This is a genomic window from Metapseudomonas otitidis (assembly GCF_011397855.1).
GTDB lineage: Bacteria > Pseudomonadota > Gammaproteobacteria > Pseudomonadales > Pseudomonadaceae > Metapseudomonas > Metapseudomonas otitidis.
The window spans coordinates 3,118,933-3,144,663 of sequence record NZ_AP022642.1 but is presented as its reverse complement, the minus strand read 5'-3'; the positions used below and the strand labels follow the sequence as shown (position 1 = coordinate 3,144,663).

Sequence of the window (25,731 nt, the reverse complement as noted above, 5' to 3'; positions counted from 1 at the left end):
TCCTCAGGCTGCCGGGGGTTGCCAGGGGCTGCTGGTGAGGTAGGCCTTGAGCAGCGCCCGCTGGCACGGCGACATGGAGCGCACCACCGGCATGTACAGCGTGGTGCCTTTGTAGGCGTCGTCGGTGCGCGCGAGGATCGCCTGGCGCGCATTCCAGATCGCGTCCTGCTGGTTCAGCGGGATGAAGCGGGACATGGCCGGGAAGGCCAGGTAGTGGAAGCGCAGCACTGCGGGATAGACCTGGTCCCAGGTGACGGTGCTGCCGGCGGGGATGCCGAAGGTGCTTTGGGAATAGAAGCGGAAGTTGGTGAATCCGCTTGAGGTGCCGAGGCTGTAGGTCAGAGAGGTGTAGCCGGCGTTCCCCGAGGTGTCCTTCTTGCGTGAGAGGGCCACCACCACCTCGGTCTGCCCGGGCTCGATCTTCACCGGCGTTTCGGGGTACTGCAACAGGTCCCAGTTCGAGGGATCGGCGAGGATGCCAGCCGGCCCTGCGCTCAAGCTGATCGCATTGGCCAGCGGCAGCGGTCCGCCGAGGTAGCGCACCTGCAGGGTGAGATTCAGGCCACTGGGGTAGTCGTCCATGTACAGGTTGCGCTGGTCGCTGTAGATGCGTAGCGGGGTTTCGGTGACGGTCAACTGGGTACCCGCGACCATGTTCGGCGCGTGCATGCCCAGGGCGGTGACGCGGGCCAACTCGCAGGCAGGCTGGGTGAGGGGGATGTCCACCAGGCCGCCGTAGACGTAGTACTGCTGCAGCAGCGCGGAGTCGGCGGGGAGGGTGGCCAGTGGCTGCCCACCGGCGGTGATGGTGACCGGACCATAGTCGATGTTGGGCCCGATGGGGCTGGTGATGTCGGTGCGGTCTGCGCGGAAGGTCGCCTTGGGAATCAGGTTGACCATGTCCAGGCTCAGCCAGCCGCAATGGCCTGGCGCGCTGGCGGGCACCACCTGGGCATAGCCCGCCGCGCCGGTGTCGGCGTTGAACAGCGAGCGGCCGGCCGGGCAGATCTGCGGTTCACCGGCGAACGCCGGGGCCAGCGTGCCGATGACCCGGCCGATGCTCGGGTTGGGCGTGTAGCGGCCGGCTGCATAGTCCGCGTCCAGTTGGGTGCTGGTCATGCCCGGGCACATTTCGAACATCACGAAGCGCAGCACCAGGCCGGTAGCGCCGGGGGCTTCGATCAGGCTCTTGAGGGCCGCGCTGTTCTGGTTCCAGCTGACGATGGCGCTCAGCGGGAAGGTGACCTGGAAGGTGCCGCTGATGACGCAGGAGCCCGGCGCATCCTCGATACGTTTCAGAATCCGCTTGGCCAGGTCGAAGCTGCTGGCCACCACATTGGCATGGATCACCAGTTGCGGGTCGGTGGTACCGCCGATCTGCAGGCCGCCGATGTAGATCTGGGTGGAGATCGAGCCGGTTGGATCCAGGTCCACCATCATCGGGCCGGATACCGGAGCCTGGCCGGTCACCGGGTCCACCGAGCCGAGCAGGTACACCGGCTGGCCCACCAGGTCACCGGTGGTGCTGATGGCGCCGGGGGTGCCCTGGGAGCTGATCAGCACGTTCTGCATGTCCACCACATGCTGGCCGTAATGGTTCCAGCCCCCGGCGGTGTAGTAGTTCCCGCTGGGAGCATTCATCAGGTTGTTCAGTTCGTCGTCGCTGTAGCCCTGGGCCTGGGTGGCCACCTGGGAGTTGGGGATGTCGAACAGGTCGAGGGTCTGCGAGTCGTCGGTGCCCATGGGAATGGTCGGTGAGTTGTTGGGCAGGCTCACGTCGGTGCGGATGCCGCCCCAGAAGTTCAGTCGGGGTCCGTTCAGGATGCTCATGGGGTCATTCCTCGTCCTTGTTGAGAGCGGCCGAGGCGGGCGCCTTGGCGAATTTGAACAGGTAGGAGTAGTCGGACTTGTAGGGGCTGTTCTTCGCCGTGGCCATGGAGTGGCAGTTCATGCAGCTGCTGTTGGGCTGGATGTAGCTCTCCATGGTGACGTTGGCGGACAGCGCCGGGGTCGGCTGGCCCAGCGGGTTGCCCGGGTTGTCCGGCATCAGCGGGCGCTGGGTGGTGACCAGCTGGTAGTAGCGCAGCACGCTCTGCTGCACGTTCTGCTGGTACTGGGCGTTGACCGCCGCCGTGTCGCTGGCGATGGGGGTGACGCGGGTCAGCGGGTCGGGGGTCTGGAAGGTGGTGCCGGGCTTGGGAACGCAGATCAGGTCACTGCCCTGCTGCTGCCAGGTGCAGGGCGACTGGTTGACGCTGCTCGCCGGGGCGCTGGCGTCGTAGTAGCTGTAGGGGCTGGCGCTGCCGCTGCCACCGGGCACGTTGTCCACCTGCTCGAAGGTGGACCAGACCCACTGCGGGTAGCCCGGCGCCTTGACGATGATGTGCAGCCCCACCAGGCCCAGGGTGGCTTCCACTGTGGTGCCGGTGGCGACGCCCTGGCTGTTGAACTGCGCCACCTGGGCACGGGTGGTGAAGTAGCGCGCGGCATTGTCCTGGGGCGTCAGCACCCGCCAGGCGGCCTTGATCTCGGTGGCCTGGGCGGGGAAGGCGATGTTGCGCGCCTGGCTCACCACGCTCAGGTCATAGAAATGGTTCTGCACGATGTAGTCGTACGAGACCTCGTTGGCGGCGATGTCGTAGTAGGTGGGGTTGCCGCGCTGGTCGATCAGCCAGCCGCCCACGGCCTGGTCCACCGCCTGCACCACGGAGGTGTTCTTCAGCGCGGCGATGTTGATGAGTCCCAGGCTGCGGGCGCTCATCGGGGTGTTCCAGGGGCCGGGGTTCTGGCCGTTGGGCAGGAAGATCTCGTTCACGTCCTTGTAGCTCTGCCAGACGGTGGGCCCGGGGGCGCCCAGGGGCTGGCTGCAGTCCGGCTGGCCGCGCTGGCCGGCCTGCACCGGCCAGTTGAGGGCGATGAAGAGCTGCCAGCTGTAGCGGTCGAAATCAGCCTGGGCGGCAGTGGGGGCCGGCGCGCTGGTGGGCGGCTGGCAGGCGGGGGTGGTGCCGGTGACGGCGGCCTGGGGCTGCTCGCGGGCCTGGCAGGCGAGGGCACTGGCCAGCAGCAGGGCGGAGCCGGCGTAGCGGAAGGTCGGGTTCATGAGGGCGCTCCTTGCCGATCAGGGCTGCATGGATTTCAGCTGGTTCCACTGCGCCTTGGCCCCGTTGGCCTGGGGCGCCGGCGGGTTGAACAGCTGGCAGGGCTCGGGGTTGACCGGGCACTTCTTGGCCACCTGGTCCCAGGTCTTGGCCGGGTCGGGCTTCTCGATGCGGAAGTTCACGTAGTTCTGGCTGACGATGGGTGCGTTGGCGACGCTGGCGTCCCCGGAGAAGTAGAACGACTGCGGGTGGCGGAACAGCGGCTGGCCCGGTGCTGCGCGGGTGGCGTCCTTGTAGAAGGCGTAGCCGAACAGGATCGGCCCCTGGGGCGACTGCACGTCCAGCGCATAGGCCTGCACGCTGCCGCCCAGGTTCTGGCTGCGGGTCGGGCTGTAGGGCAGGTGCTGGACGAAGTCCTGCCGCGCCGGGTGGTTCATCGGCGAGAAGGAGCAGCACTCGGGCATGGTCTTGGGCCGGTCCTCGTAGGTGAGGAAGTAGGCCTTGTTGCCCAGGGAAACGAAGGAGCAGGTGTAGTTGTTGTCCTTGATCGGGAAGATCGGCAGGCAGTACTTCTCGTAGTGCTCCATCATCGCGCCGTAGCCGTCACCATCGGCGGGGATGTAGGTGGTGTCGTAGTAGCTGGTGCCCTTGGAGACGGTGTAGTCGGCCGGTTTCAGGGTGCTGGGCGGGTTGCTGTAGGGCGGCGGGTTCTTCTCGTAGTTCTGGGTGACGCGGAACATGGTCCAGTCACTGACCCAGGTGGCGGGGAAGAACGGATCGCTGGGCTCGCCGGGCTTGCGCTCGGCGATGCAGTTGCCGTTGCTGGCGTCGCAGCCGAGGGTGTTGTGCACGCCGTTGGTGAAGAACACGTCGCCTTCGTCATCGGCGGCGAGGGCGGGTTGGCCGAGCAGTGCGAGGGGCAGCAGCCAGGCGAGCAGTCGGGTTTTCTTCATGGGGACTCTCCTTCGTAACGGCAGGACGGGCGAGCGGTGCCGGCCCGCCTGCGGGTTCCAGGTCAACGACGGTTCAGGTCAGGGGCCGGGGCGGGTAGTTGAGCTTCACCAGCTCGTTGGCCCAGCGTTCCAGCACCGCGCGCCGGCTCTGCGGCAGGTCGCGGGTGATGGGCATGGCAAGGGTGCTTTCCTCCTGGTAGGGCTTGCTGACCAGGCGGATCAACTGGTCGATGGCGCCCTCGATGCGCTGCAGGGAATTCAGCGGCATGTACTTGTCCATGATCGGGTAGAGGTAATAGAACGGCTCGAAGATGCGCGGGTAGATGAAGCCCTCCCAGATCAGCACCCGTGCGTCCGTCTGCTTGCACACCTGGTTCCAGGCCGTGACGAACTCGTCCATCAGCCCGGGCTCGTCCGGCAGCACTCGCAAGGGTGCGAGGAAGTCGGTGTAGGCCTCCATGTAATCGAAGCTGAAGGGCACGGCAGGTGCCGCGCCGGGGCCGTCCTGGACGAAGAAGCGCAGGGTCGGGAAGCCGGCGGCGATGGCCTTGACCGTCACCTGGGCGATGCCGTTGGCGTCAGTGGTGATCTGGGTGAGGCTGTAGTCCACCCTGGCGCCGTTATCCAGCACGCCGGAACGCGGGATGGACGGGATGAATTGCAGGCAGGGTGCCAGGCTGAGACCGGCCGGGGTTTTCAGGTAGGTCTGGTAGCGGATGGGTACGAAATCATCCTCCGGGGCATCGTCAGTGGTACGCAGGCTGCGCCCACTGCCCTCGTTGATCACGGCCCCCGGTGCCTGGGTACCGAGAAACTGCGGCATACCCGGTTTGTTGTCCTTGCGGTGGGTGGGGTGGTCCTTGATCAGGGTGAAGTCGATGTCGTTGCTGAACGCCAGGTAGTAGTTGCTGGTGGTCAGCATGAAGGGGTTGTTGTACTCCGCCACCCACAGGGTGGTTCCGGCTGGGGCGGGCAGGCCGTCGTACTGCACCATGATCTGCAGGGTGCGGGTGTCCCCGACGTCGATGAAGGTGCCACTCTCGACCACCTCGGCGGTCCACATCTGCTGCTGGGCGGCGAGCATCGGGCTGCTGCCCTGGGTCTGCAGGGCCAGGGTGCCGACCTCGGTCTTGGACACGGCATCCGTCACCGGCAGGTCCACCAGGCCTGCACGCTTGTCGAAGGCGGCCTGGGCGTACTGGGCGAAAGTCAGGTCGGCCAGGGGCTGGAACTCGCCGTTCTGCTGGATGCCGACTTGGAAATCACCCAGTTGCAGCTTCTCGCACTCCGGTACCGTGTTTTGGCTGTTCGGCAGGGGGGCGAAGGGGAAACCGGTGCCCAGGTCCAGTGACAGCAGGTCGCCCTGGGCCTGGGCGGAGATCACCCCCAACTGGATCGTTGCCTTCGGGTTCCCGCCCGGGATCGGGAATTTCCCGACCGGCTCCAGCCGGCGACCGGCCGGGGCGGTGGGGTACTCATCGGCGAACCACAGGCCCAGCACGCCCGCCGTGCGGCTGTAGGCGGGGTTGAGGACGATGTCGGCCACGTTGTCGAGGCCGGCCTGGTAGATGCCGTGAAGCGCCTCAAGGGCTTTAAGGCTGTTACTGCGCGTGTTGACCGGCGGGTAGTCGTTGAAGATGCCGTTACGGTCGTAGTAGGTCAGGTAGGTGGTGAAGCGGAACATCAGCCCCTGGGCGTTCTGCGCCTCCATCTGTTGCTGCAGGGCCTTGAGCAGGGCCGAGTCGCCCAGTTGCCACTGCAGGTTCTCGCGGGGGAAGCAGGTCTGCCAGGCGGTGGTGACGGTGTTCAGGCCCTGCACGGCCCCCCAGTTGAAGTTGAGGAAACGGTCGAGCATGCGGTAGGCGCGGGTGGCCGTCAGTCCGCAGGTGGCGTCGCCCAGCACCAGGCGGTCGAAGTACAGCGCGGTGAAGGTGTTCTGCCAGGGGCTGATGTCGACGAAGCGCGCCGGGGTTGGCTTGTCGCTGCCGAAAGGGTTGCCCAGCAACTGGTAGCCCGTGCCCACGATGGGGTCCTGCTCGATGTAGCTGTTGGCCTGCAGTTCGCCGCCGATGATCAGCGAGCGGATGTCGTTGTAGTCCACGGTGCCGCAGGCGTTGTCGCCGAACAGGTCCCATTCCGCCGGCATCATCGGGTAGCCGTTGGGGCTCCCGTTGCCCGGCACCTGCAGCACGTAGTCCGGGACCTGGTCATAGGGCAGCGCACTGATGATCCAGGGCAGGAGTTTCGTGCGGGCGTTCTCGGGATGGATCCCGTAGTGCGACAGGAACGGCCAGTTCAGGTCCATCTTCACGGCGTCGTAGAGCGGGAGGACGTCGTTGTTGTTGGCCGTGGGCGGGTTCCAGAAGAAATGCCCGTTCATGTAGAGCCGTGGGAAGTTCAAGACGCTCATGGTTCGTCCTCCTTAACGTTTCCACTGGGCGCGCTTGAGCGACCAGACGTAGTCCAGCTGGTTGTAGCCGGCGAAGGCGCTCTCCGGCAGCGGCTCCACGGGGTAGGCGATGCCGTCCTGGGACGGCAGGGCGAAGTTGAAGTAGCCCTTCTTCGCCGAATAGGCCGCCGTGCCATGGCAGGCCAGGCACGAGGATTGGCTCTGGAAGGCCGACTCCAGCTGCGAGTTGGCCAGCAGCTTGGGCTCGCCGCCGGCGATGTACTGCACGCCGATCAGCTCGTACTGGCCCAGCGCGGCGTACTGCGGCTGGAACTGGGCATTGGCGGCCTGGGCTGCCGGGGTCGGGCCGGTGCTGTTGGTCATCGGCTTGGGCGGGATGTCGTTGGTGACGGTGTACTTGCTGTTGTTGCGGTTCTCGAAGGTGGTCCAGACCCAGTCGGGGGTGAGCTTGTTGATCACGTGCATGCCGCTGAGGGCGGCGTAGCCCACCTCGTACTGGCTGCCGTTCTTCAGGTAGTAGGCCTGGGCGATGTAGTAGCCGTCGTTCTCCAGGGTCTTGCGGAAGGTGGCGTCGGTGCCGATCCAGATCCACGCCGTCTTCACCTCCCAGGCGTTGGCGGGGAAGGCCAGGTTGGCGGTCAGTGCGGCCTGGCCATCGACGTTGTAGACCTGCTTGTCGACGATGTAGTCGAAGGTGCCCTGGCCCATCAGCAGCTGGAAGCGCACCGGCTTGCCTTTCTGCGCCGCCGGCACCTGGCCGCCCATTTCCAGCACCAGGCCGTCCACCTGCTGGATGCTGTCGAGGTTGTGGAAGGTGGCCTTGGTGTCCAGGCCCAGTTGCTCGGCCTGTTTCAGCACCGTGGTGGGGGTGGGTTCGCGCTCGTTGTAGGGCAGCGGCTTGCCACCGTTGGGCAGGAACACCTGGTCGGTGGGCTTGAGGCCCTCCCAGACACGGCTGGTGCTGCCCTTGACTTCGGGCTGGTTGAGGCAGACGAACCAGTTCCAGGCGGTGACTTCCGGTGCGCCGGTGAACTGCGTTCGCAGGGCATCGGGATGGCCGCCGTAGTCGAAGAAACCGGTGCAGTCGAAGGAGGGTTGGCTCTGGGCCTGGGCCGAACCGGCCAGGATGCTCAGGACTGCAAGGGAGAGGGCTCGTTGCATGGGGTCTCCTTGGCCGAAGCCTTGTCGAGAGTGCGGTGCCCCAGGAAGTACTGCAGGAGCAGGTGTTTTACCGAGGTGACCGGCAAGCGGTCCGGTAAGGGGAGGTCGCAATCGGTGATCAGCAGCGGCCCATCCTGGTCGCTGGCGGGAAGACGGCCGTGGCTCCCGCGCACCAGGCGGGTGTCCAGGGGGATCAGGTCCATGTAGTAGCGGAAGCCGAGCAGCTTCTGCGCCAGGCGCCGCGCCACCCGCAGGCGCGGGAAGGCGATGGCGGGGTCGACGAACAGTTCCAGCGGGTCGTAGCCGGGCTTGCGGTGGATGTCCACGGTGCGGGCGAAGTCCGGCGCGAGGCGGTCGTCGAACCAGTAGTAGTAATCGAACCAGTAGCCGGGCGCGGCCATGGCCACCAGGTCGCCGGCGCGGGGGTGGTCCAGCTGCCAGGCGCGCTGCTCGTCACGGTCCAGCACCCGCTCGATGCCCGGCTGGCGCGCCAGCAGCGCCTTGACCCGGCGCAGCTCGCGGGGCTCGCGCACGTAGACGTGGGCCACCTGGTGGTCGGCCACGGCGAAGGCCGCGCTGGCGCCGGGGTCGAGCAGCTCCCAGCTCAGCGAGCGGCGCACCTGCAGCCAGCCTTCGGCCCGCAGCAGGCGGTTGATGGAGATGGACTGCTGCACCGGCTCGATGCCGTACTCGGACACCAGCATCACCGCGGCGTCCTGGGTGCGGGCGAAGTCCAGCAGGCGGCCCACCTCGGCGTCGATGGCGCGCACCTGGGCACCGATCTCCGGGTGGCGTGGGCCGAGGCGCTGCAGGTCGTAGTCCAGGTGGGGCAGGTAGACCAGTTGCAGGTGCGGCCGGTTGAGGTCGAACTCGGCCATGGCGCAGTCGACGATCCAGCGGCTGGAGCCGATGCCGGCCATCGGGCCCCAGAAGCTGGGGAAGGGGAAGGTGCCGATGCGCTGCTCGATCTCCGCGTGCAGCGAAGCGGGGGACGAGTAGAGGCCGAATACCTTGCGCCCGTCGGCGGGGTAGTGGGGGCGCGGGGTGATGGAGGCGCTGACGTCGGCGTACATGTTGTACCACCAGAACAGCTGGCTGCAGCGGAACGCCGGCCACTGGCGGGCGATGGCCTGCCAGACCTTCTCGCCCTGGACCAGGGCGTTGGACTGCAGCCAGAAGCGCACCTCGGCCTGGTCGCGGAAGTACCAGCCATTGCCGACGATGCCGTGTCCCGACGGCGGCAGGCCGGTGAGCATGGAGGCCTGCACGCTGGTGGTGACGGCCGGGAACACCGGTTGCAGACCGGCCATGCGCCCGCGCTTGAGCAGGGCGTTGATGTGCGGGGTGTTATCGCCGAGCAGGGACGGGGTCAGCCCGACCACGTCCACCAGCAGCAGGGGCCTGGGATCAGCCATGGCGCACCGCCCGCCGGCGCAGGGCCGGGCCGAAGCGCGAGGCCAGCTGGTCATCGACCCAGGCCAGTTCCGCGGCGATGCCCTGGGCCAGGGCGGTTTCGCTGGCCGGGCGCAGGGCCTCGGGCAGCACGTTCCAGCTGTAGGTTTCCACCTCCAGCACCGGGTGCAGCCCGGGGTGCGCGGCCAGGGTGTCGAAGACGGCATGCAGGGCCGCCTGGGTGCCGTGCAGCTCCGGCCACTGGAAGCGCTCGGTGAACAGCGGCACGTGGAAGTGCACGCGCAGCTCCACGCAGGCGTGCAGCGCCGGGTCGGCCAGGGCCTGGGGCAGGTCGGCCCAGCTGCTCAGCCCGCCGTCGTGGCGGCGGCCCTTCACCTGGTGCAGGTAGACGCCTTCGGCGAAGCCGGCCAGCCGCTCCAGGGCCAGGGCACGGGCGCGTGCCTGGATCGGCAGCTGGCAGGCGAGGGCGTTGGACAGCTGGATCTTGCCCACCGGGATGCCGGCCTGGTGCAGCTGCACCAGGGATTCGCCTACCTCCTCGAACAGCACCGCCTGGTGGCACACGTCGACGCACAGCGCCAGGTAGCGCCAGTTCGGGTCCGTGTCGCGCCAGCGGGTGAAGAACGCCAGGGCCTCCTCGGTGCGCTCCAGCACGCAGTCCGGCTCCATCTCCAGGCACAGACGGATGTGCTTGCCGGTGCGCTGGCGCAGCTCGGCCAGGCCTCGGGTGAGCTGGCGCAGGCGGTTCTCCGCGTGCTGCTGGCGGGCTGGCGTCCAATGCGCGCGGTAGCCCAGGGGCACGCTGGAGATAACGCCCTGGTTGCAGTCCTCCGGCAGGGCCTCGGCCAGCAGCTCCGCCAGTTGCAGGCTGTAGGCCAGGCGCCGGGGGGCGGCCCAGTCGGGCTGGTACACCTCGGCCTTGACCGCCGCACCGTGGAAGCGCCCGAAGGGGAAGCCGTTCAGCGAGGTCAGGCGCAGCCCGCAACGCCGCAGCAGGGCGAGGAAGGCGCGGCGGCGGGCCGGCACCTGCAGTTCGCTGGCAGCGTGGGCGCTGATCCACAGGCCACTGTCCTGTTCGGCCAGGCCGCGCTGCCGGCGCACCGCCTGGAACGGCCCGGCGATGGAGGCACAGAGTGCCTCCAGGTCATGGGCCGGGTGGACGTTGCCGCAGTAACCCAGTTGCGCTGGGGTCCATCCCATCGCGCCGTTCATTTCACCACCGGTTCCTGGCCGCGCAGGGCCGAGTTTTCCTGCCAGAGACGGCGTTGATCGATGGGCAGCAGGCTGCCGACTTCGGCCTTGTCCAGCTGGCCGCTCTGGGCGAAGAAGTCCACCGGGTTGTCGAACAGCACCTGCTCCACCTGGGCCTCGCTGAAGCCGGCTTGGCGCATGGCTTCGCCGGTCTTGGGCACCTTCAGCGGGTCGCTGACGCCCCAGTCGGCGGCGCTGTTGACCACCATCTTCTCGGTGCCGTACTGCTGCAGCAGCGCCACCATGCGCTGCTCGGACATCTTGGTGTTGGGGTAGATGGAGTGCCCGCGCCAGCAGTCGCTCTCCATCACCAGGGGCAGGGTCAGCTCGTTGAGGTGGTCGATCAGCACCAGGTGCTCGGGGACGCCCACTTCGCGGATCACCGAGAGGGTGCGGCGGGTGCCGCCGATCTTGTCGCGGTGTGGGGTGTGCACCAGCACCGGCAGGTTGAAGCGCTTGGCCAGGTCCAGCTGGCGGGCGAAGAAGTGCTCCTCCTCGGGGGTGATGTCGTCGTAGCCGATCTCGCCGACGCCCACCACGCCTTCCTTGACCAGGTAGCGCGGGAGGATGTCCAGCACCTCGTTGGCCAGGGCCATGTTGTTGGCCTCCTTGGGGTTGAGGCCGATGGTGCAGAAGTGGTGGATGCCGAACATGCTGGCGCGGAAGCGCTCCCAGCCCACCAGGGTGTCGAAGTAGTCGATGAAGCTGCCCAGGCTGGTGCGGGCCTGGCCCTGCCAGAAGGCCGGCTCGATGACGCCGGTGATGCCGGCGTCGGCCATGTTCTGGTAGTCGTCGGTGGTGCGGCTGACCATGTGGATGTGCGGGTCGAAGTACCTGGGCATGGGGGCGTCCTTTCTCGGTGTGCGGGGAATCAGGTGCGGGGGAAGTCGGCGGGCAGCCAGCCAGGCGGCAGCCGGCCGGCGCGGGCGTGGGCCTGCAGGTTGGCGATCTGCGCCGGGCTCAGCAGGGGCCAGGCCAGCAGCTGGGCAAGGCCGGGCAGGGCGCTGCGGCCGGCGGCCAGGCGCTCGTTCAACTGGTCCAGCACCAGTTGGTTGAGCGCCCCGTTGCGCCGCGTCTCCAGCCCCTGTACGCGGCGCATGTCCAGCTCCATGGCGACGCCCTTGAGCATCAGCTGGTGGAAGGCGCGCTCGGGGAAGAAGCGGGCGGCGTAGGGGTTGTCCAGGGCCAGGGCGGCGAACACGTCGCTGCTGTTGGTGCGGGTGGCCTGCTGGGCGAGGTCCAGGCAGATGCCGTCGCCGTCGAGCCAGTCCAGGGCCTTGAGCAGGGCGGCCTTCTCCAGGTCGTCGCCCCAGGCGAAGTAGCGCTTCAACAGCGCTTCGCGGGCGCCTTCGGGCTGGGCTTCCAGTGCCTGGGCCAGCAGCAACGCGCGGCCAAGCTCACCGCGCCGCCAGTGCAGGCCCGGCACGTACTGCTCGCCGAGCTGGCGCCGCAGGCGGCCACTGAGCAGGGCCAGGGTGTCGCCATCGGGGTGTTCGGCCAGGCGCTGGCAGGTCAGCTCCCAGGCCGCTCGCGCGTCATCGTCCAGGGCGGCGACCAGGGCCTGGTGCAGGTCGGCGATCCGTGCGGTGTCGAGGCGCAGGTCGGGCAGGAGGCAGGCAATGTGATTCATGTCGGTTTCACCCAGCGTTGCAGGCGCGGCAGGAGCAGGAACACGCCGATGCACAGAAGGCTGCCCAGGGGCACGTTGGCCAGCGCCAGGACCATGCCGTCGTACAGCGGCAGCGCACTCAGCCCGGCGCCGATGAAGGCCCGCACGTTGCGCTGGTCCGGTCGTGCCAGGTGCTGGCGGTAGCTCTTGCCCAGCCAGCCGAGCCAGAGCAGCAGCATCAGCCAGAACATCAGGCCTTCTCCGCGGAAGGCCAGCAGCAGCGGGCTGAGCATCAGCAGCAGCGGAACCAGGCTGGTGAGCCGGTTGAGGTGCTCCTGCCGGGCCACGTAGGTGAGGCCGCTGATGTAGGTGCCCAGCAGCAGCGCACAGAGCCACAGGGACGCCGACGGGGCGCCGAGGCTGGCGGCGGCCGTGAGGTACAGCGCGACACGGCAGCCGCCCATCAGCCACACGCTGTGCAGGTAGTGCTTGTGCAGCAGGTTGTAGGCCAGGATCAGCCCGGCCAGGGCGGCGGCGCTGGCCAGCAGCCAGAGGGGCTGCATGGCGAGGCGGCTGAGCAGGAGCACGGCCAGGGCCGCCACGGCCAGCAGCCCGGCGCTGGCCAGCAGCACCTGCTGCCGGCTGGCCTGGCCGAGGGCGATGGGGCGCGGGTTCTGGTGCTGGCTGTCCCAGTCGGCGTCGAACAGGTCATTGAGCAGCATGCCCGCCAGGTACAGCGCGGACCCAGCCGCCAGCAGCAGGAGCCAGCCCAGGGAGGAGGGCGGGGCATAGGGCCCGGACGCGCTGGCGATCAGCGCGGCGGCCAGGACGTTGGTCCAGACCGTGGGCAGGTTGGAGACCCGTCCCAGGGTCAGCCAGGTGTGCAGCGAGCCCTGGGCCATCATGACGGGGCGCCCTCTGCAGGGGCGAAGGCCTGGTGGCCGAACCCGGCGAGGCGTTCGATGGCCTGCTCCATGCGCAGGTCGTCGATCTGGTGCAGGTCCACGGCGTGGCCGATGCGGTCGAGCATGGGGATCGACAGGGCGCCGCCCAGGTGCTGGCGGAAGTCCTCCAGCCCTTGCAGCACCCGCAGCTGGCCCTGTTCATCGCGCAGGGTCAGCTCCGCCGGGGAGAGGTCGAAGCCCAGGCCCAGCAACAGGTGCAGCAGGCGCTCCAGCTCGGAGGTGGGCAGCAGCCCGCTGGCCTGGGCGTAGAGCGCATCCAGGGCCATGCCGACGGCCACCGCTTCGCCGTGGCGGAGCCGGTGGCGGCTGAGTTTCTCCAGCTTGTGGGCGGCCCAGTGGCCGTAGTCCAGCGGCCGGCCGTTGCCGCGCTCGAAGGGGTCGCCGGCGCGGGTGATGTGCTGCAGGTGCAGTTCGGCGCAGCGGTGGATGGCGTGGCGGCTGGGGGCGTGCTCGAAGCGGGCGAGTGCGTCGGCGTGCTGCTCCATCCAGGCGAAGAAGGCGGCGTCCTTGATGGCGGCGACCTTCACCGCCTCGGCCAGCCCGGCCAACTGGTCGCGGCGCGGCAGGCTGAGCAGCAGCTGGAAGTCGTTGAGCACCGCATCGGCGGGCTGGAAGGCGCCCAGCAGGTTCTTCTGCTCGAAGGCGTTGATGCCGTTCTTGACGCCGATGCCGGCGTCGTTCTGGGCCAGCACGGTGGTGGGGATGCGTACCAGGCGCACGCCCCGGTGGAAGGTGGCGCAGGCGTAGCCGACGCTGTCCAGCAGCGCACCGCCGCCCAGGGCGAGCACGTAGCAATGACGGTCCAGGCCGTGTTCGAGCATCTGCGCGTAGAGCCGCTGCAGCACCTCGGCGGTCTTCGCCGCTTCGCCGGCCGGCACCGGGATGGGCGCGGCCAGCAGGCGCAGGTCCCCGTGGGCCTGCACGTAGCGGGTGATGCGTTCGCCGAGGCCGGGCGCGGCATCGAGCAGGCCCTGGTCGGCGAAGGCCAGCAGCGAGACGGGGCCGCTGCCGCGCTGGGTCAGTTGCTCATGCAGGCAGGGGTTGGCGGTGTCGAACAGGTGGTCGGTGAAACGCACCGGGTAGTGGTAGGCCACGGTGAAGCGGCCATCCAGGGTTTCGCCGGCCTCGTCGGCACGGGGCTGGCGACGGGCCAGGGCGCCCTTGCCGAGCAGGAACAGCCCGGGCAGGACCATGCTGGCCATCACCGCCCAGAGCAGCACCTGCTCCTCGGCGACGACGCTGCCCAGGGCGCTGTACACCAGCGCCAGGCCGGCGTTGGCCAGGGTGGTGATGACCAGGAAGCGGCGCAGCGGGTAACGCTGCATGCCGGCGGCGAGCACGGAGGTTTCCGCCAGCACCGGCACGCCGCGCAGGCAGATCAGCGACAGGGTGTTGATGCGGTTGGCCAGGCGGCTGGCCTTGTCCCAGTCGGCGAGGTTGAGCCAGCCCGAGAGCAGGCGGATGTAGCCGGCCCCCAGCCAGTACCCCAGCAGCGAGCCCAGGCACAGCCCGGTGAAGATCGCCAGGTAGCCGCCGACGGCGCCCAGGGCCGCCACGGCGAGCAGCGAAACCATGCTGGAGGGCACCGGCAGCACCACGTCCAGGGCCAGCAGGGCCACCAGCAAGGCGGCCAGGCCCAGGCTGCGCAGCGGGTCGGTCGCGGTCGGGCCGAGGCCGTCCAGCCATTGCTGCAAGGGGGCTTCGAGCAGCAGGAAGCTGACGATCACCAGGCCCACGAAGAGGGTGAGCGATAGGCAAAGGAATTCCGTACGGCCTCTGCGGGAGAGGACGTGAGTCATCAGGCCACGTTTCATGCGAAGTCCTTGTTCTTATGGCGGATTTCCGTATCCCGTCTGTCTCAAGGCGCGCTGCCGGGCAGCGGATTCAGCGGGGCCGACACACTTCCGGATGGGTCGGTTGGGAGAAGGCTTACCTGTGCTGTGGTTTTGCTATCAACGTAGCCAGCGAAGGGGTATTTGCAAGGCGCGCCCCCAGCCCCGTCCAAGAACGGGAAGGCCCGCACCAGGGCGGTGCGTTGTACGTGTGGGAGGGGCTGAAAGCCGCGCCGGGCGAGGGCTTTGCCGCATCGGCGGGCAGGGGCTGCGGCCGTGCATCCAAAGCCTTTGGTTATGGATGCACGGCTCCATGATGAAGAAAGGCTCTAGCCGGCGGTGCCCGGCGATGCAGGGTTGACGACGGACGAGTCGGTCAAGACGGCCACTGGGGCCGGCATCCTGCGGGCTGCTTTTCTTCGGTAGACGGGGCGGTGGGCGCCGCCCACGTCATCAGGAGGCGCCGGGCAGGCTGGCCGCATCGAGCCGGGCCAGGCCCTCGGCGTCCAGGGTGAGCCGGCTTGCCCGCACCAGGCTGGCCAATTGGGCTTCGCTGGTGGCGCTGGCGATGGGGGCGGTGACCCCCGGCTGGTGGCGCAACCAGGCCAGGGCCACTTCGCCGGGCGCGGCGTCGAGGCGTTCGGCCTCGGCGTCTAGGGCTGCGAGGATGCGCATGCCCCGGTCGTCGAAGTACTTCTCCAGGTCTTCGCGCCGGGCGCTGTCACCCAGGTCGGCCAGGCGGCGGTATTTCCCGGTGAGGAAGCCGGAGGCGAGGCTGAAGTAGGTGGTCACCACGCAGCCCTGCTCGGCGGCCAGGGGCAGGTCGTCGGCCTCGCAGCGGGCACGGTCGAAGAGGTTGTATTCCACCTGCAGCGCCGAATAGGTCGGCAACCCGGCCTGGTCGGCGCTGGCCCGCGCCGCGCGCAGTTGCTCCGGGCTGAAGTTGGAGGCGCCGATGGCCCGTACCTTGCCGGCGCGGATCAGTTCCTCGTAGGCCCGCAGGGTTTCTTCGTGGGGCGTTTCCGGGTCCGGGTAGTGGGCGAAGTAGAGGTCGATGTAGTCGGTGCGCAGGCGTCGCAGCGAGTCCTCCACGGCCTGGCTGATCCAGTGCCGCGAGAGCCCCTTGCGGGTCGGCGAAAGCTCGGCACCGACCTTGGTGAACAGGGTGATGCGGTCGCGCTCGCCAGGCCGGCTGGCCAGCCAGTTGCCGATGATGCATTCGGACTCGCCGCCGCTGTTGCCGCTGGCCCAGGCGGAGTAGAGGTCGGCGGTGTCGATGCTGGTGAGGCCGGCATCGAGGCTGGCGTCCAGCAGGCGCCGGGAGCCCGCTTCGTCGAGGGTCCAGCCGAACACGTTGCCGCCGAGCACGATCGGGGAGATGGTCAGCGCGCGGGCATGGGTGGGGTGCAGGGACATGGTCGCTTCCTTCAGCAGACGGCGATGTGGGAGTCGGCGCGGGGCTCGGTACCGCCGCAGAGCACGCCGGTCTGCGGATCGCGGACGATGATCTGGCCACGGCCGAAGTCCGTCAGGTCGCAGGCCACCTGCACCTCGTGGCCCCGGCGGGCCAGGGCGAAGGCCAGGTCGCGGGAGGCAGCCTGCTCGATGCCCACCTTCAGCCCGCCCAGCCATTGCCAGCGCGGGGCATCCAGCGCGGCCTGGGGGTTGAGGCCGAAATCCACCAGGTTCATCACCATCTGCACGTGGCCCTGGGGCTGCATGTAGCCGCCCATGACGCCGAACGGCCCGACGGCGACGCCGTCCTTGCTGAGGAAGCCGGGGATGATGGTGTGGAAGGTCTGCTTGCCTGGGGCCAGTGCGTTGACGTGGGTGGGGTCGAGGCTGAATTCCGAGCCGCGGTTCTGCAGGGCAATGCCGCTGTCCGGCAGGACCACGCCGGAGCCGAAGCCGTGGTAGGCGCTCTGGATGAAGGACACCATGTTGCCTTCGCCGTCGGCGGTGGCGATGTACACGGTGCCGCTGGCGTCGGGGTTGCCGTGCCGGGGCGGGGCGGCCTGTTCGCCGATTTCGCCACGGCGGCGAGCGGCATAGTCGTCGGCCAGCAGCGCGGCGGTGCTGACACGCATGTGCTCGGCGTCGGTGATGAAGTGCAGGCCGTCGGCGTAGGCGAGCTTCATCGCCTCCAGCTGGCGGTGCCAGGTGAGCTGGCTGTCGCGGTGGTCGAAGTCGAAGCCCTGGAGGATGTTGAGGGTCATCAGGGCGATCAGGCCCTGGCCGCTGGGGGGGATCTCCCAGACGTCATAACCCCGGTAGTTGACCTTGATCGGCTCGACCCAGCGCGGCCGGTAGCCGGCCAGGTCGGCGCTGCCGAGGTGGCCGCCGCTGGCGGCGGCGTGGGCGGCCAGGCGCTCGGCGAGGGCGCCCCTATAGAAGCTCTCGCAGCGGGTCTCGGCCAATTCGGCGAGGGTGCGTGCCTGGGCCGGGTTGCGGAACAGCTGGCCGGCACGGGGCGCCTGGCCGTCCACCAGGTAGGTGTCGAACCAGGCTTCCAGCGCCGGGTGCTCGGCGCGGCTTTCCTGGTATTCGCGGCGTGCCACTTCCCACTGGTGGGCCACCACCGGGGAGACCGGGAAGCCGTCGCGGGCGAGGGTGATGGCCGGTTGCAGCAGCTCGGCGAAGGGCAGCCGGCCGAAGCGCGCGGACAGCTCGGCCCAGGCCGAGGGGCAGCCCGGTACGGTGACCGGCAACCAGCCGTGCACCGGCATCTGGGTGTGCCCGGCGGCCTTCACCGCGTCGATGCTCAGGGAGGCCGGTGCGCGGCCGCTGGCGTCGAGGCCGTGGAGTTGGTCCTTGACCCAGACCAGGGCGAAGGCATCGCCGCCGATGGCACAGCCGGTGGGCTCGACCACGGTGAGCGCCGCCGCCGTGGCGATGGCGGCGTCGATGGCGTTGCCGCCGGCGCGCAGCAGGCTGATGCCGGCTTCGGCGGCCAGGGGCTGCGAGGTGGCGACCATGCCATTGCGGGCGAACACGCTCTGGCGCTGGGAGGCATAGGGGTATTCGTGGGCAGAGAAGCTCAGCATGGAAAACTCTCTTCGGTTCAGCGGTCGGTCTTGATGCGGGTCCACTCGCGGGTGATCACGCGCTGGATCTTCGGCGGCAGGTCGGCGGAGACGTAGAGCTTTTCGATCACCGCGTCGCTGGGGTAGATGCCGGGGTTGTCACGCACCTTGGGGTCGAGCAGTTTCGTGGCGTCCGGGTTGGGGTTGGCGTAGCCGACGTAGTCGCTCACCGGGGCGATCACCTCGGGGCGCAACAGGTAGTTCACCAGGGCGTGGGCACCCTTGGGGTTCTTCGCGTCACGGGGGATGGCGAGCATGTCGAACCAGAGGTTGGCGCCTTCCCTGGGGATCACGTAGCGCACGTCGATCTGCTTGCCGGCCTCCTGGGCGCGGGTGCGGGCCTGCATCACATCGCCGGAGTAGCCCACGGCCACGCAGATGTCGCCATTGGCGAGGTCGGTGGTGTACTTCGAGGAGCTGAAGTAGGTGATCGACGGGCGCAGTTTCTGCAGCAGCGCGGAGGCCTTGGTGTAGTCGTCCGGATTAGTGCTGTTGGGGTCCAGGCCGAGGTAGTGCAGGGCCTGGGGGATGATCTTCACCGGCGCGTCGAGGAAGGCCACGCCGCAGCCGTGCAGCCTGGCCAGGTTCTCGGGCTTGAACACCAGGTCCCAGGAATCCAGCGGGGCGCTGTCGCCCAGGGCGGCCTTGACCTTGTCGAGGTTGTAGCCGATGCCCACGGTGCCCCACATGTAGGGCACGGCGTAGCGGTTGCCGGGGTCGGCGGCTTCCAGGCGCTGCATCAGGCGGGGGTCGAGGTGCGTCCAGTTGGGCAACTGGGCGCGGTCCAGGGGCTGGTAGACGCCGGCCTTGATCTGCTTGGTGAGGAACTGGCTGGAGGGCACCACCAGGTCGTAGCCGGAGTGACCGGACAGCAGCTTGGCCTCGAGCATTTCGTTGGTGTCGAAGACGTCGTAGCGGACCGGGGTGCCGGTCTCCTTCTCGAAGTTCTTCAGGGTGTCCGGGGCGATGTAGTCGGACCAGTTGTAGAAGCGCACGGGCACTTCTTCGGCCTGGGCGGCGAGGGCGCAGGCGATCAGGGACGTGCTGGCCAGCAGGGGGAGGGCGCGCATGGGGTGTCCTTGGGTCAGAGAACGCGGCTGAGGAATTCCCGCGTACGCGGGTGATGGGGGTTGCCGAAGACCTGGGCCGGCGGGCCTTCTTCGATGAGTTCGCCCTGGTGCAGCACCACCACGCGGTCGGCCACTTCGCGGGCGAAGCCCATTTCGTGGGTGACCACGACCATGGTCATGCCGTCCTCGGCGAGTTCCTTCATCACCTGCAGCACCTCGCCGACGGTTTCCGGGTCGAGGGCGCTGGTGGGTTCGTCGAAGAGCATCGCCTGGGGCTTCATCGCCAGGGCGCGGGCGATGGCCACCCGTTGCTGCTGCCCGCCGGACAGCTGGCTGGGGTAGTGCCCGGCCTTGTCCGCCAGGCGCACCCGGGCGAGCAGGCGCTGGGCCTGTTCGATGGCCTCGGCGCGGGGCACGCCGAGGACCTGGGTGGGGGCCTCGATGATGTTCTGCAGCACGGTCATGTGGGGGAACAGGTTGAAGCGCTGGAACACCATGCCGATGTCGCGGCGGCGCCGTGCGATGTTGCGCTCGGAGTCGCGCACCAGGCGGCCGTCGGGGCGTTCCCGGTAGCCCATCAGTTCGCCGTTGACGCGGATGCTGCCACCCTGGATGTCCTCCAGCAGGTTGATGCAGCGGATGAAGGTGGTCTTGCCCGAGCCGGAGGCGCCGATCAGCACCACCACTTCGCCCTTGCGCACCTCCAGCGAGACGCCTTTGAGGATCGTCAGGTCGCCGAAGGCCTTGTGCACGTCGCGGGCCTGGATCACCACGTCGTTCGTGGTCGGGATCATGTCAACGCCCCCTCAGCAGTTTCAGGGCCTGCTGGCCGAACAGGCGCCCCGAGGCGGCCGGCGCCGGGGACTCGGACCGCCCGAAGCGCACTTCCAGCCAGCGCTGGAAGACGCCCCAGAGGGTGGTCAGCAGCAGGAAGTACAGGGCCACCACCAGGTACAGCTCGAACACCCGGAAGGTGGCGGAGGTGACCATCTGGGTGCTGAGCAGCAGCTCCTGCACGCCGATCACGCTCACCAGGGTGGTGTTCTTCAGCATCACGTTGAACTCGTTGCCCAGCGGCGGGACGATCACGCGCAGCGCCTGGGGCAGCACGATGCGCCGCATCAGCCGTGGGAAGGTCATGCCCAGGGACCGCCCGGCTTCGTACTGGCCCTTGTCCACCGCGCCGATGCCGGCGCGGATGATCTCGGCCATGTAGGCGCCTTCGTTGAGGCCCAGGGCGATGATCGCCGCCTGGATGTTGCCGGGCAGGACGAACAGCCCGAGGTCCAGGTCCTCGAAGCGGAACACCCCGCCGGCGGCCAGTGCCGTGTAGAGGAAGACGATCTGCACCAGCAGTGGCGTGCCGCGCATCAGCCACACGTAGAAGCGCACCGGGTATTGCAGCACGGGGTTGGAGGACAGCCGCATCAGCGCTGCCAGCAGGCCCAGCGCACAGCCCAGGAGCATGGCGCTGACCGCGATCACGCAGGTCAGCCAGAGCCCGTACAGGTAGATGTCGCTGGGCCTGAGCAGGTACTGCCAGAACACATCCCAACTGAAGTTCATGGGGTCACCTCGGCTCAGTCGAGCTTGTCGCCTTCGATGTGCCATTTGGCGAGAAGGGCCTGGTAGCTGCCGTCGGCCTGCATGTCGCGGATGATCTGCTGCACGGCGGCGCTCAACTGCGGATCGTCCTTGCGGATGCCGACCCCGGTGAGGATGCGGGCGAAGGCCGGGACGCCGATCTCGAACAGCTCGGGGGCCATGCCCTGGTAGTAGCCGGCGGTTTCCAGGGTGGTGCCGTAGGCGTCGGCCTGGCCGACCCGCAGGGCCTGGAAGGCGTCGGTGTCGGTGTTGTAGACGACGATCTTCATCGGCGCCTTGCCGGCCTGGGCGAGCACCTGGTTGTGGGCGTCGAGCAGGGTGCGGATGGTGGAACCGTTGAGCACCGCGACCTTGCGCCCGGACAGGTCGTCGAGGCTGCGAATGCCGCGAGGGTTGCCCTTGCCGACCACCACGGCCTGGCTGGAGTACATGTAGTTGACCATGTCGATCACTTCACGCCGCTCGGGCTTGTCGAACAGCTGGTCGACGAGCATGTCGCACTGCCCGGCGAGCAGGGCGGGGATCAGCCCGGAGAAGGGCGTGACGCGCCATTCGATGGCCTTGTTGCCCAGGCGCTGGGCGAAGGCCTGGCCCAGCTCGACGGTGAACCCGGTGGGTTTCTGCGCGCTGTCGTAGAAGCCCATGGGCGGCGAGTCCATGCCGCCGCAGAACACCAGTTTGTCGGTGTTCTTCAGGCGGTCGGGAATCTTCACCGTGTCGGCCTGGGCCAGTGGAGCGGCCAGGCAAAGGGCAAGAAGGCACTGCGGGATCCTGCGTACGAACATGATCAGCTCCTGTGGGCGGGGTTGCCGAGGCAGTTCAGGGGAGGAATGAAGGCCGGGTCTCAGGCGCCCGTTGCTTCAAGGAATTCCAGCAGCGAGGGCACGGTGCCCTCGATGTGTTCGCAGATCACCCGCTCGGCTTCGCGGGCATCGCCGGTGCGCAGGGCGTCGAGGATCACCGAGTGTTCCTCGCGGGCGCTCATGGGTTTGTCGACGTGCTGCAGCCAGAGGCGCATGTGCGGCTCGATCACCGAGTAGAGGGCGTTGATCTGGCGCATCAGCCGTGGCCGCTCGGCCAGGCTGCAGAGGTATTCGTGGAAGGCGCGGTGGCGGCTGACCCACTCGGCGCTGTCGTCGCGGTAGTCGTCCATTTCGTCCAGCTGGCGTTCCAGGCGGGCCAGGTGGCGCTCGGTGAGCTTGGGCACGGCCAGGCGGATGGCCAGGCCTTCGAGGGCGCTGCGCATTTCGAAGACTTCGCGCATCTCCTCGATGTTGAGGCCGCTGACGATGGCGCCGCGGTTGGGGCGCAGGGTCACCAGGCCTTCGGCTGCCAGACGGCGGAAGGCTTCGCGCACGGGCATGCGGCTCATGCCGATGTCGGTGGCGATGTCCTCGGCGATCAGGCGGTCACCGGTGCGGTACTGGCCTTTGCAGATGGCGTCCAGCAGGTAGCTGTAGGCCTCTTCTTCGGCAGTGGCGGGGGCTCGCTCGTAGTTGGGGACCAGGCGCATCGGGGTGGCTCCGTTTGTATTTTTGGATCCAATTATCCATGCATGCACTAATGCACGCGCTGTGCCAAGGCGCGGTGGTAACGGACAAGTGATTGATGCGACGGGAATTATCCGGTCGAGAGCGGGCTGTGCAGGGGAGGAGGGTGGGGCCGGGCGTAACACCGGGAGGGCGCAGGGTGCTTCCTTCTGGTGCGGGCTGTAACGGCTGCGCCCACTCGGTGAGCAGGCGCAGGTGGGGAAGAGGGGAGCGAGGCGGGACCTCGCTCCGGGGCGTCACAGCGCCATGCGGTATTCGATCACGCCGGGTTTCTCGGCGATCCAGTCATACAGGCGCTGGGCGGTGTGGTTGGTCTCCTGGGTGTGCCAGTAGAGCCGGTCGCAGTGGTGGGCACGGGCCTGGCGCTGGACGTGTTCGATGAGCTGCTTGCCGATCATCCGCCCACGGGCTTCGGGGGAGACGAAGAGGTCCTCCAGGTAGCAGAAGTCGTTCTGCCCCCAGGTGGAGCGGTGGAACACGTAGTGGACGAAGCCGAGCACCCGCTCGCCCTCGACGGCCACGGCGCACGCCACCGGCTCGGCCGCGTCGAAGAAACGGGCCCAGGTTCGCCGGGTGATCTCCGGCCCCAGTTCCACCTTGTAGAACACCTGGTACTGGTCCCAGTACGCCTGCCATTGCTCGAAGTCCGCTTCCGTCACGGGGCGAACGGCTACCACCTGCTGCATCGCTGTCATGGGTATGAATCCTTGCTGGTCTTGAAGGCCTGGGTCGGCAACTGCCAGGACCCAGGCCGGGATTTATACCGAGCGAGTGGATTGCGGAGCCGGACCAATCCGGTGCGGGTGGGCAGACCACTTGGGTGGCGGCACGGTCTGTGAGGGCGAGGAGGGCGCTGGGGGATCGGATCAGAGGCTTGCAGCCTTGCGGGCCCCGGCTTCGGCGTCGTCTTCGGTTTCCACGACGTCGATGCCCCAGTCGCCGTGGCGGTACCAGTCATCGCCCAGCATCTCGACCGGGTGCATGGTGCGGTCGGCGCCGTTGCCGCAGGCCAGGGAATCCGCCGGGCAGTAACGGTCGCAGCCCCAGCAGATGCGTTCGGGGTGGCGGGGGTGCAGGGGGAATTTCTTGGCCATGGCAGCGCTTCCGGTTGTCTGGACGAAATCCAGGCTAGGCCCACGGGGCGCTGCAACCTTGACGCGGATCAAGGCTGCGCAGGGTGGCGCTACGCGCCCGGCCAGGCTGCCTTGACCGTGGTCAAGGCAGCCGCAAATGTGCTGCCTAGACTGGCGCATCGCCGTTCGAGCAGGAGTCGTTTCATGCATCTGGTCTGTCCGGCGGGCAGTCTGCCCGCCCTCAAGGCTGCTCTCCAGCAAGGCGCGGATGCCATCTACGTGGGCTTTCGCGATGACACCAACGCACGCCACTTCGCCGGGCTCAACCTGGACGAACGCCAGCTGGAGACCGGCCTGCAGCTGATCCGCCAGCGCGGCCGACAGCTTTACGTGGCGGTGAACACCTACGCCCAGCCCCAGGGCTGGACGCGCTGGCAGCGTGCGGTGGACCAGGCGGCAGCGCTGGGCGTGGATGCGCTGATCGCGGCCGATCCCGGCGTGCTGGCCTACGCCAGCCGGCGCCACCCCGATCTCAACCTGCACCTGTCCGTGCAGGGCTCGGCCACCAATCCGGCCGCGCTGTCGTTCTACCAGCAGCGCTACAACATCCGCCGCGCGGTGCTGCCCCGGGTGCTGTCCCTGGCCCAGGTGCGCCAGGTGGCGGAAAAGAGCAGCGTGCCGCTGGAGGTGTTCGCCTTCGGCAGCCTGTGCATCATGGCCGAGGGCCGTTGCCACCTGTCGTCCTACGTGACGGGGGAGTCGCCCAACCTCTGTGGCGTGTGCTCGCCCGCCAAGGCGGTGCGCTGGCAGGAGGACGCGGAGGGCCTGAGTTCGCGCCTCAGCGAGGTGCTGATCGACCGCTATGCGCCAGGCGAGCCGGCGGGCTACCCGACCTTGTGCAAGGGCCGCTTCCTGGTGGAAGGCCAGCGCTTCCACGCGCTGGAGGAGCCCACCAGCCTGAACACCCTCGACCTGATCCCGCAGCTGGCGGAAATGGGCATCGCGGCGGTGAAGATCGAGGGCCGCCAGCGCAGCCCGGCCTATGTCGAGCAGGTCACGCGGGTCTGGCGCGAGGCGCTGGACGCCCACGCCAGCGGCCGCTTTGCCGTGCAGGAGCACTGGCGCAAGGCGCTGGATGGGCTGTCGGAAGGCAGCCAGACGACCCTCGGCGCTTACCACCGATCCTGGCAGTGAGGACCCTATGAAACTGAGCCTCGGACCCGTGCTGTTCTACTGGAGCCGCAGCAAGCTGCTGGACTTCTATGCCGAGATGGCCAGCCAGCCGCTCGACATCATCTACCTGGGCGAGACGGTGTGCTCGAAGCGCCGCGCCCTGTCGCTGGACGACTGGCTGGGCCTGGCCCGCGAGCTGCGCGAGAGCACCCGGGCCGAGCTCGTGCTGTCGGGCCTGGCGCTGGTGGAAGCGTCCTCGGAACTCTCCAGCCTTCGCCGCCTGTGCGACAACGGCGAACTGCTGGTGGAAGCCAACGACATGGGCGCGGTGCAGTTGCTGGCGGAGCAGGGCAGGCCCTTCGTCGCCGGCCCGGCGCTCAACCTGTACAACGCCCATGCGCTGATGGAGCTGCAAGCCTGCGGCCTGCAGCGCTGGGTGCCGCCGGTGGAATGCTCCGGGCGCCTGCTGGAGGACTGCCTGCAGCAACTCGACGCCTTGCAGGCGCCGCGCCCGGAGGTTGAGCTGTTCGCCTACGGCCATCTGCCGCTGGCGTATTCGGCCCGCTGCTTCACGGCGCGAGCCGAGAACCGGCCAAAGGACGATTGCCAGTTCTGCTGCCAGAACTACCCCGAAGGCATCCCGCTGCTGAGCCAGGAAGGTCAGGCGCTGTTCACCCTGAACGGCATCCAGACGATGTCCGCCGAGGTGGGCAACCTGCTGGCCGATTACCCCGGGATCGCGGGCTGTGGCGTCGATGTGCTGCGTCTCAGTCCACGCAGCGAAGGCATGGGCAGGGTCATTGGCGAATTCGCCGCCGTGCGTGACGGTGCCTTGCCGCCACTGGCGGTCAATGGTTGCAACGGCTACTGGCACGGCAAGCCTGGGATGCTGGCCGTGGAGGAGGGTGGGCTATGAGCGTCGCCAAATGGGCCTTGAAACTGGGCCAGCCGCTGCTGCCCTACAGCCGCCACGTGCCGTTCGCCATCCAGCGCCGGGTGATCGAGCTGGCTGCCGCGCGGTTGTTCGCCACGCCGTTATCCGAGGGGGCGTTCCATTTGCTGGAAAATCGCTGGCTGCGCCTGGAAGTCAGCGACCTGGGCCTGGCCTGGTGCGTGAGTTGCAGCGGCAACCGGCTGCGGGTGGCTCAGCGCCGCTCGGTGGACGTGTGCATCCGCGGCACCTGGCGCGACTTCCTGCTGCTGGCCAGCCGCCAGGAGGACCCGGACACGCTGTTCTTCCGTCGGCGCCTGGTCATCGAAGGCGATACCGACCTGGGCCTCGGCATGAAGAACCTGCTCGACGGCCTCGATCCGGACCAGCTGCCGCCGAGGCTGTGGCAGTTCATGCAGGAGATGGGGGCGCAGGTGCGGTGAGTGCATTCCAGCCGTGCCTACAGGCCGGGCATGCATCGGCTGATCAAGGAAAAGCGCTCAGGTCGTTCGTGATTGCTGCGTAATGCCTTAAAGTGGCCGGCCGCAGAAAGA

General features: G+C 68.2%; 23 protein-coding genes. 3 read left to right on the top strand and 20 right to left on the bottom strand.

The window, feature by feature from the left end; translation table 11 throughout:
- Positions 1 to 3 precede the first annotated feature (3 nt).
- The 20 genes from PotMrB4_RS14420 to PotMrB4_RS14325 form a co-directional block, all read right to left on the bottom strand.
- A complete protein-coding gene (locus tag PotMrB4_RS14420; RefSeq protein ID WP_172433698.1) occupies positions 4 to 1,830 on the bottom strand; it encodes a hypothetical protein in 1,827 nt (608 codons plus the stop codon).
- A gap of 4 nt (positions 1,831 to 1,834) precedes the next feature.
- Positions 1,835 to 3,100 carry a hypothetical protein gene (locus PotMrB4_RS14415; RefSeq protein WP_172433697.1) on the bottom strand — a complete coding sequence of 422 codons (1,266 nt, stop codon included), beginning with the start codon at positions 3,098 to 3,100 and terminating at the stop codon, positions 1,835 to 1,837.
- Positions 3,101 to 3,118: 18 nt separating this feature from the next.
- A complete protein-coding gene (locus PotMrB4_RS14410) occupies positions 3,119 to 4,051 on the bottom strand; it encodes a hypothetical protein (protein WP_142009101.1) in 933 nt (310 codons plus the stop codon).
- Positions 4,052 to 4,124: 73 nt separating this feature from the next.
- Positions 4,125 to 6,461, bottom strand: a complete 2,337-nt coding sequence (locus PotMrB4_RS14405) for a hypothetical protein (protein WP_172433696.1) — start codon at positions 6,459 to 6,461, stop codon at positions 4,125 to 4,127.
- A 12-nt stretch (positions 6,462 to 6,473) separates the two neighbouring features.
- Positions 6,474 to 7,622, bottom strand: coding sequence for a hypothetical protein (locus PotMrB4_RS14400; RefSeq protein WP_172433695.1), 1,149 nt, complete (start codon positions 7,620 to 7,622; stop codon positions 6,474 to 6,476).
- Positions 7,592 to 9,037 (bottom strand): alkaline phosphatase family protein, encoded by a 1,446-nt coding sequence (locus PotMrB4_RS14395; RefSeq protein ID WP_172433694.1) that lies wholly within the window; start codon positions 9,035 to 9,037, stop codon positions 7,592 to 7,594. The genes PotMrB4_RS14400 and PotMrB4_RS14395 overlap by 31 nt, the downstream gene beginning before the upstream one ends.
- A complete protein-coding gene (gene eboE, locus PotMrB4_RS14390; protein WP_172433693.1) occupies positions 9,030 to 10,247 on the bottom strand; it encodes a metabolite traffic protein EboE in 1,218 nt (405 codons plus the stop codon). The genes PotMrB4_RS14395 and eboE overlap by 8 nt, the downstream gene beginning before the upstream one ends.
- Entirely contained in the window at positions 10,244 to 11,128 is an 885-nt protein-coding gene (locus PotMrB4_RS14385; protein WP_074971691.1) for a TatD family hydrolase, read from the bottom strand. Before PotMrB4_RS14385 ends, eboE begins: the two co-directional genes overlap by 4 nt.
- A gap of 29 nt (positions 11,129 to 11,157) precedes the next feature.
- On the bottom strand, positions 11,158 to 11,916 hold the full coding sequence (locus PotMrB4_RS14380; protein ID WP_044402792.1) for an EboA domain-containing protein: 759 nt from the start codon (positions 11,914 to 11,916) through the stop codon (positions 11,158 to 11,160).
- On the bottom strand, positions 11,913 to 12,797 hold the full coding sequence (locus tag PotMrB4_RS14375; RefSeq protein WP_074971816.1) for a UbiA family prenyltransferase: 885 nt from the start codon (positions 12,795 to 12,797) through the stop codon (positions 11,913 to 11,915). Before PotMrB4_RS14375 ends, PotMrB4_RS14380 begins: the two co-directional genes overlap by 4 nt.
- Positions 12,797 to 14,674, bottom strand: coding sequence for a 3-dehydroquinate synthase (locus PotMrB4_RS14370; protein WP_172433692.1), 1,878 nt, complete (start codon positions 14,672 to 14,674; stop codon positions 12,797 to 12,799). The genes PotMrB4_RS14375 and PotMrB4_RS14370 overlap by 1 nt, the downstream gene beginning before the upstream one ends.
- 471 nt (positions 14,675 to 15,145) lie before the next feature.
- A complete protein-coding gene (locus PotMrB4_RS14365) occupies positions 15,146 to 16,108 on the bottom strand; it encodes an aldo/keto reductase (protein WP_172433691.1) in 963 nt (320 codons plus the stop codon).
- 11 nt (positions 16,109 to 16,119) lie between these two features.
- On the bottom strand, positions 16,120 to 17,736 hold the full coding sequence (locus PotMrB4_RS14360) for a gamma-glutamyltransferase family protein (protein ID WP_172433690.1): 1,617 nt from the start codon (positions 17,734 to 17,736) through the stop codon (positions 16,120 to 16,122).
- Positions 17,737 to 17,753: 17 nt separating this feature from the next.
- Positions 17,754 to 18,845 (bottom strand): polyamine ABC transporter substrate-binding protein, encoded by a 1,092-nt coding sequence (locus PotMrB4_RS14355; RefSeq protein WP_142009124.1) that lies wholly within the window; start codon positions 18,843 to 18,845, stop codon positions 17,754 to 17,756.
- A gap of 14 nt (positions 18,846 to 18,859) precedes the next feature.
- On the bottom strand, positions 18,860 to 19,639 hold the full coding sequence (locus tag PotMrB4_RS14350; RefSeq protein ID WP_107330027.1) for an amino acid ABC transporter ATP-binding protein: 780 nt from the start codon (positions 19,637 to 19,639) through the stop codon (positions 18,860 to 18,862).
- 1 nt (position 19,640) lies between these two features.
- Entirely contained in the window at positions 19,641 to 20,411 is a 771-nt protein-coding gene (locus PotMrB4_RS14345) for an amino acid ABC transporter permease (protein WP_172433689.1), read from the bottom strand.
- A 14-nt stretch (positions 20,412 to 20,425) separates the two neighbouring features.
- The gene (locus PotMrB4_RS14340; RefSeq protein ID WP_172433688.1) at positions 20,426 to 21,235 is read right to left on the bottom strand and encodes an ABC transporter substrate-binding protein; all 810 of its coding nucleotides are present in this window, start codon (positions 21,233 to 21,235) and stop codon (positions 20,426 to 20,428) included.
- A gap of 59 nt (positions 21,236 to 21,294) precedes the next feature.
- Entirely contained in the window at positions 21,295 to 21,963 is a 669-nt protein-coding gene (locus PotMrB4_RS14335; RefSeq protein WP_074971683.1) for a GntR family transcriptional regulator, read from the bottom strand.
- Positions 21,964 to 22,236: 273 nt separating this feature from the next.
- Positions 22,237 to 22,695 carry a GNAT family N-acetyltransferase gene (locus tag PotMrB4_RS14330; protein WP_172433687.1) on the bottom strand — a complete coding sequence of 153 codons (459 nt, stop codon included), beginning with the start codon at positions 22,693 to 22,695 and terminating at the stop codon, positions 22,237 to 22,239.
- A 171-nt stretch (positions 22,696 to 22,866) separates the two neighbouring features.
- Positions 22,867 to 23,094, bottom strand: a complete 228-nt coding sequence (locus tag PotMrB4_RS14325; RefSeq protein ID WP_172433686.1) for a DUF3079 domain-containing protein — start codon at positions 23,092 to 23,094, stop codon at positions 22,867 to 22,869.
- A 183-nt stretch (positions 23,095 to 23,277) separates the two neighbouring features.
- Here PotMrB4_RS14325 and ubiU point away from each other — a divergent pair, with 183 nt between their 5' ends.
- The 3 genes from ubiU to ubiT are packed head-to-tail and all read left to right on the top strand — an operon-like array spanning position 23,278 to position 25,620.
- Positions 23,278 to 24,267 (top strand): ubiquinone anaerobic biosynthesis protein UbiU, encoded by a 990-nt coding sequence (ubiU, locus tag PotMrB4_RS14320; protein WP_172433685.1) that lies wholly within the window; start codon positions 23,278 to 23,280, stop codon positions 24,265 to 24,267.
- 7 nt (positions 24,268 to 24,274) lie between these two features.
- On the top strand, positions 24,275 to 25,162 hold the full coding sequence (locus tag PotMrB4_RS14315) for a U32 family peptidase (protein ID WP_172433684.1): 888 nt from the start codon (positions 24,275 to 24,277) through the stop codon (positions 25,160 to 25,162).
- Positions 25,159 to 25,620, top strand: coding sequence for a ubiquinone anaerobic biosynthesis accessory factor UbiT (ubiT, locus tag PotMrB4_RS14310; protein WP_074971678.1), 462 nt, complete (start codon positions 25,159 to 25,161; stop codon positions 25,618 to 25,620). Before PotMrB4_RS14315 ends, ubiT begins: the two co-directional genes overlap by 4 nt.
- Positions 25,621 to 25,731: the final 111 nt, after the last annotated feature.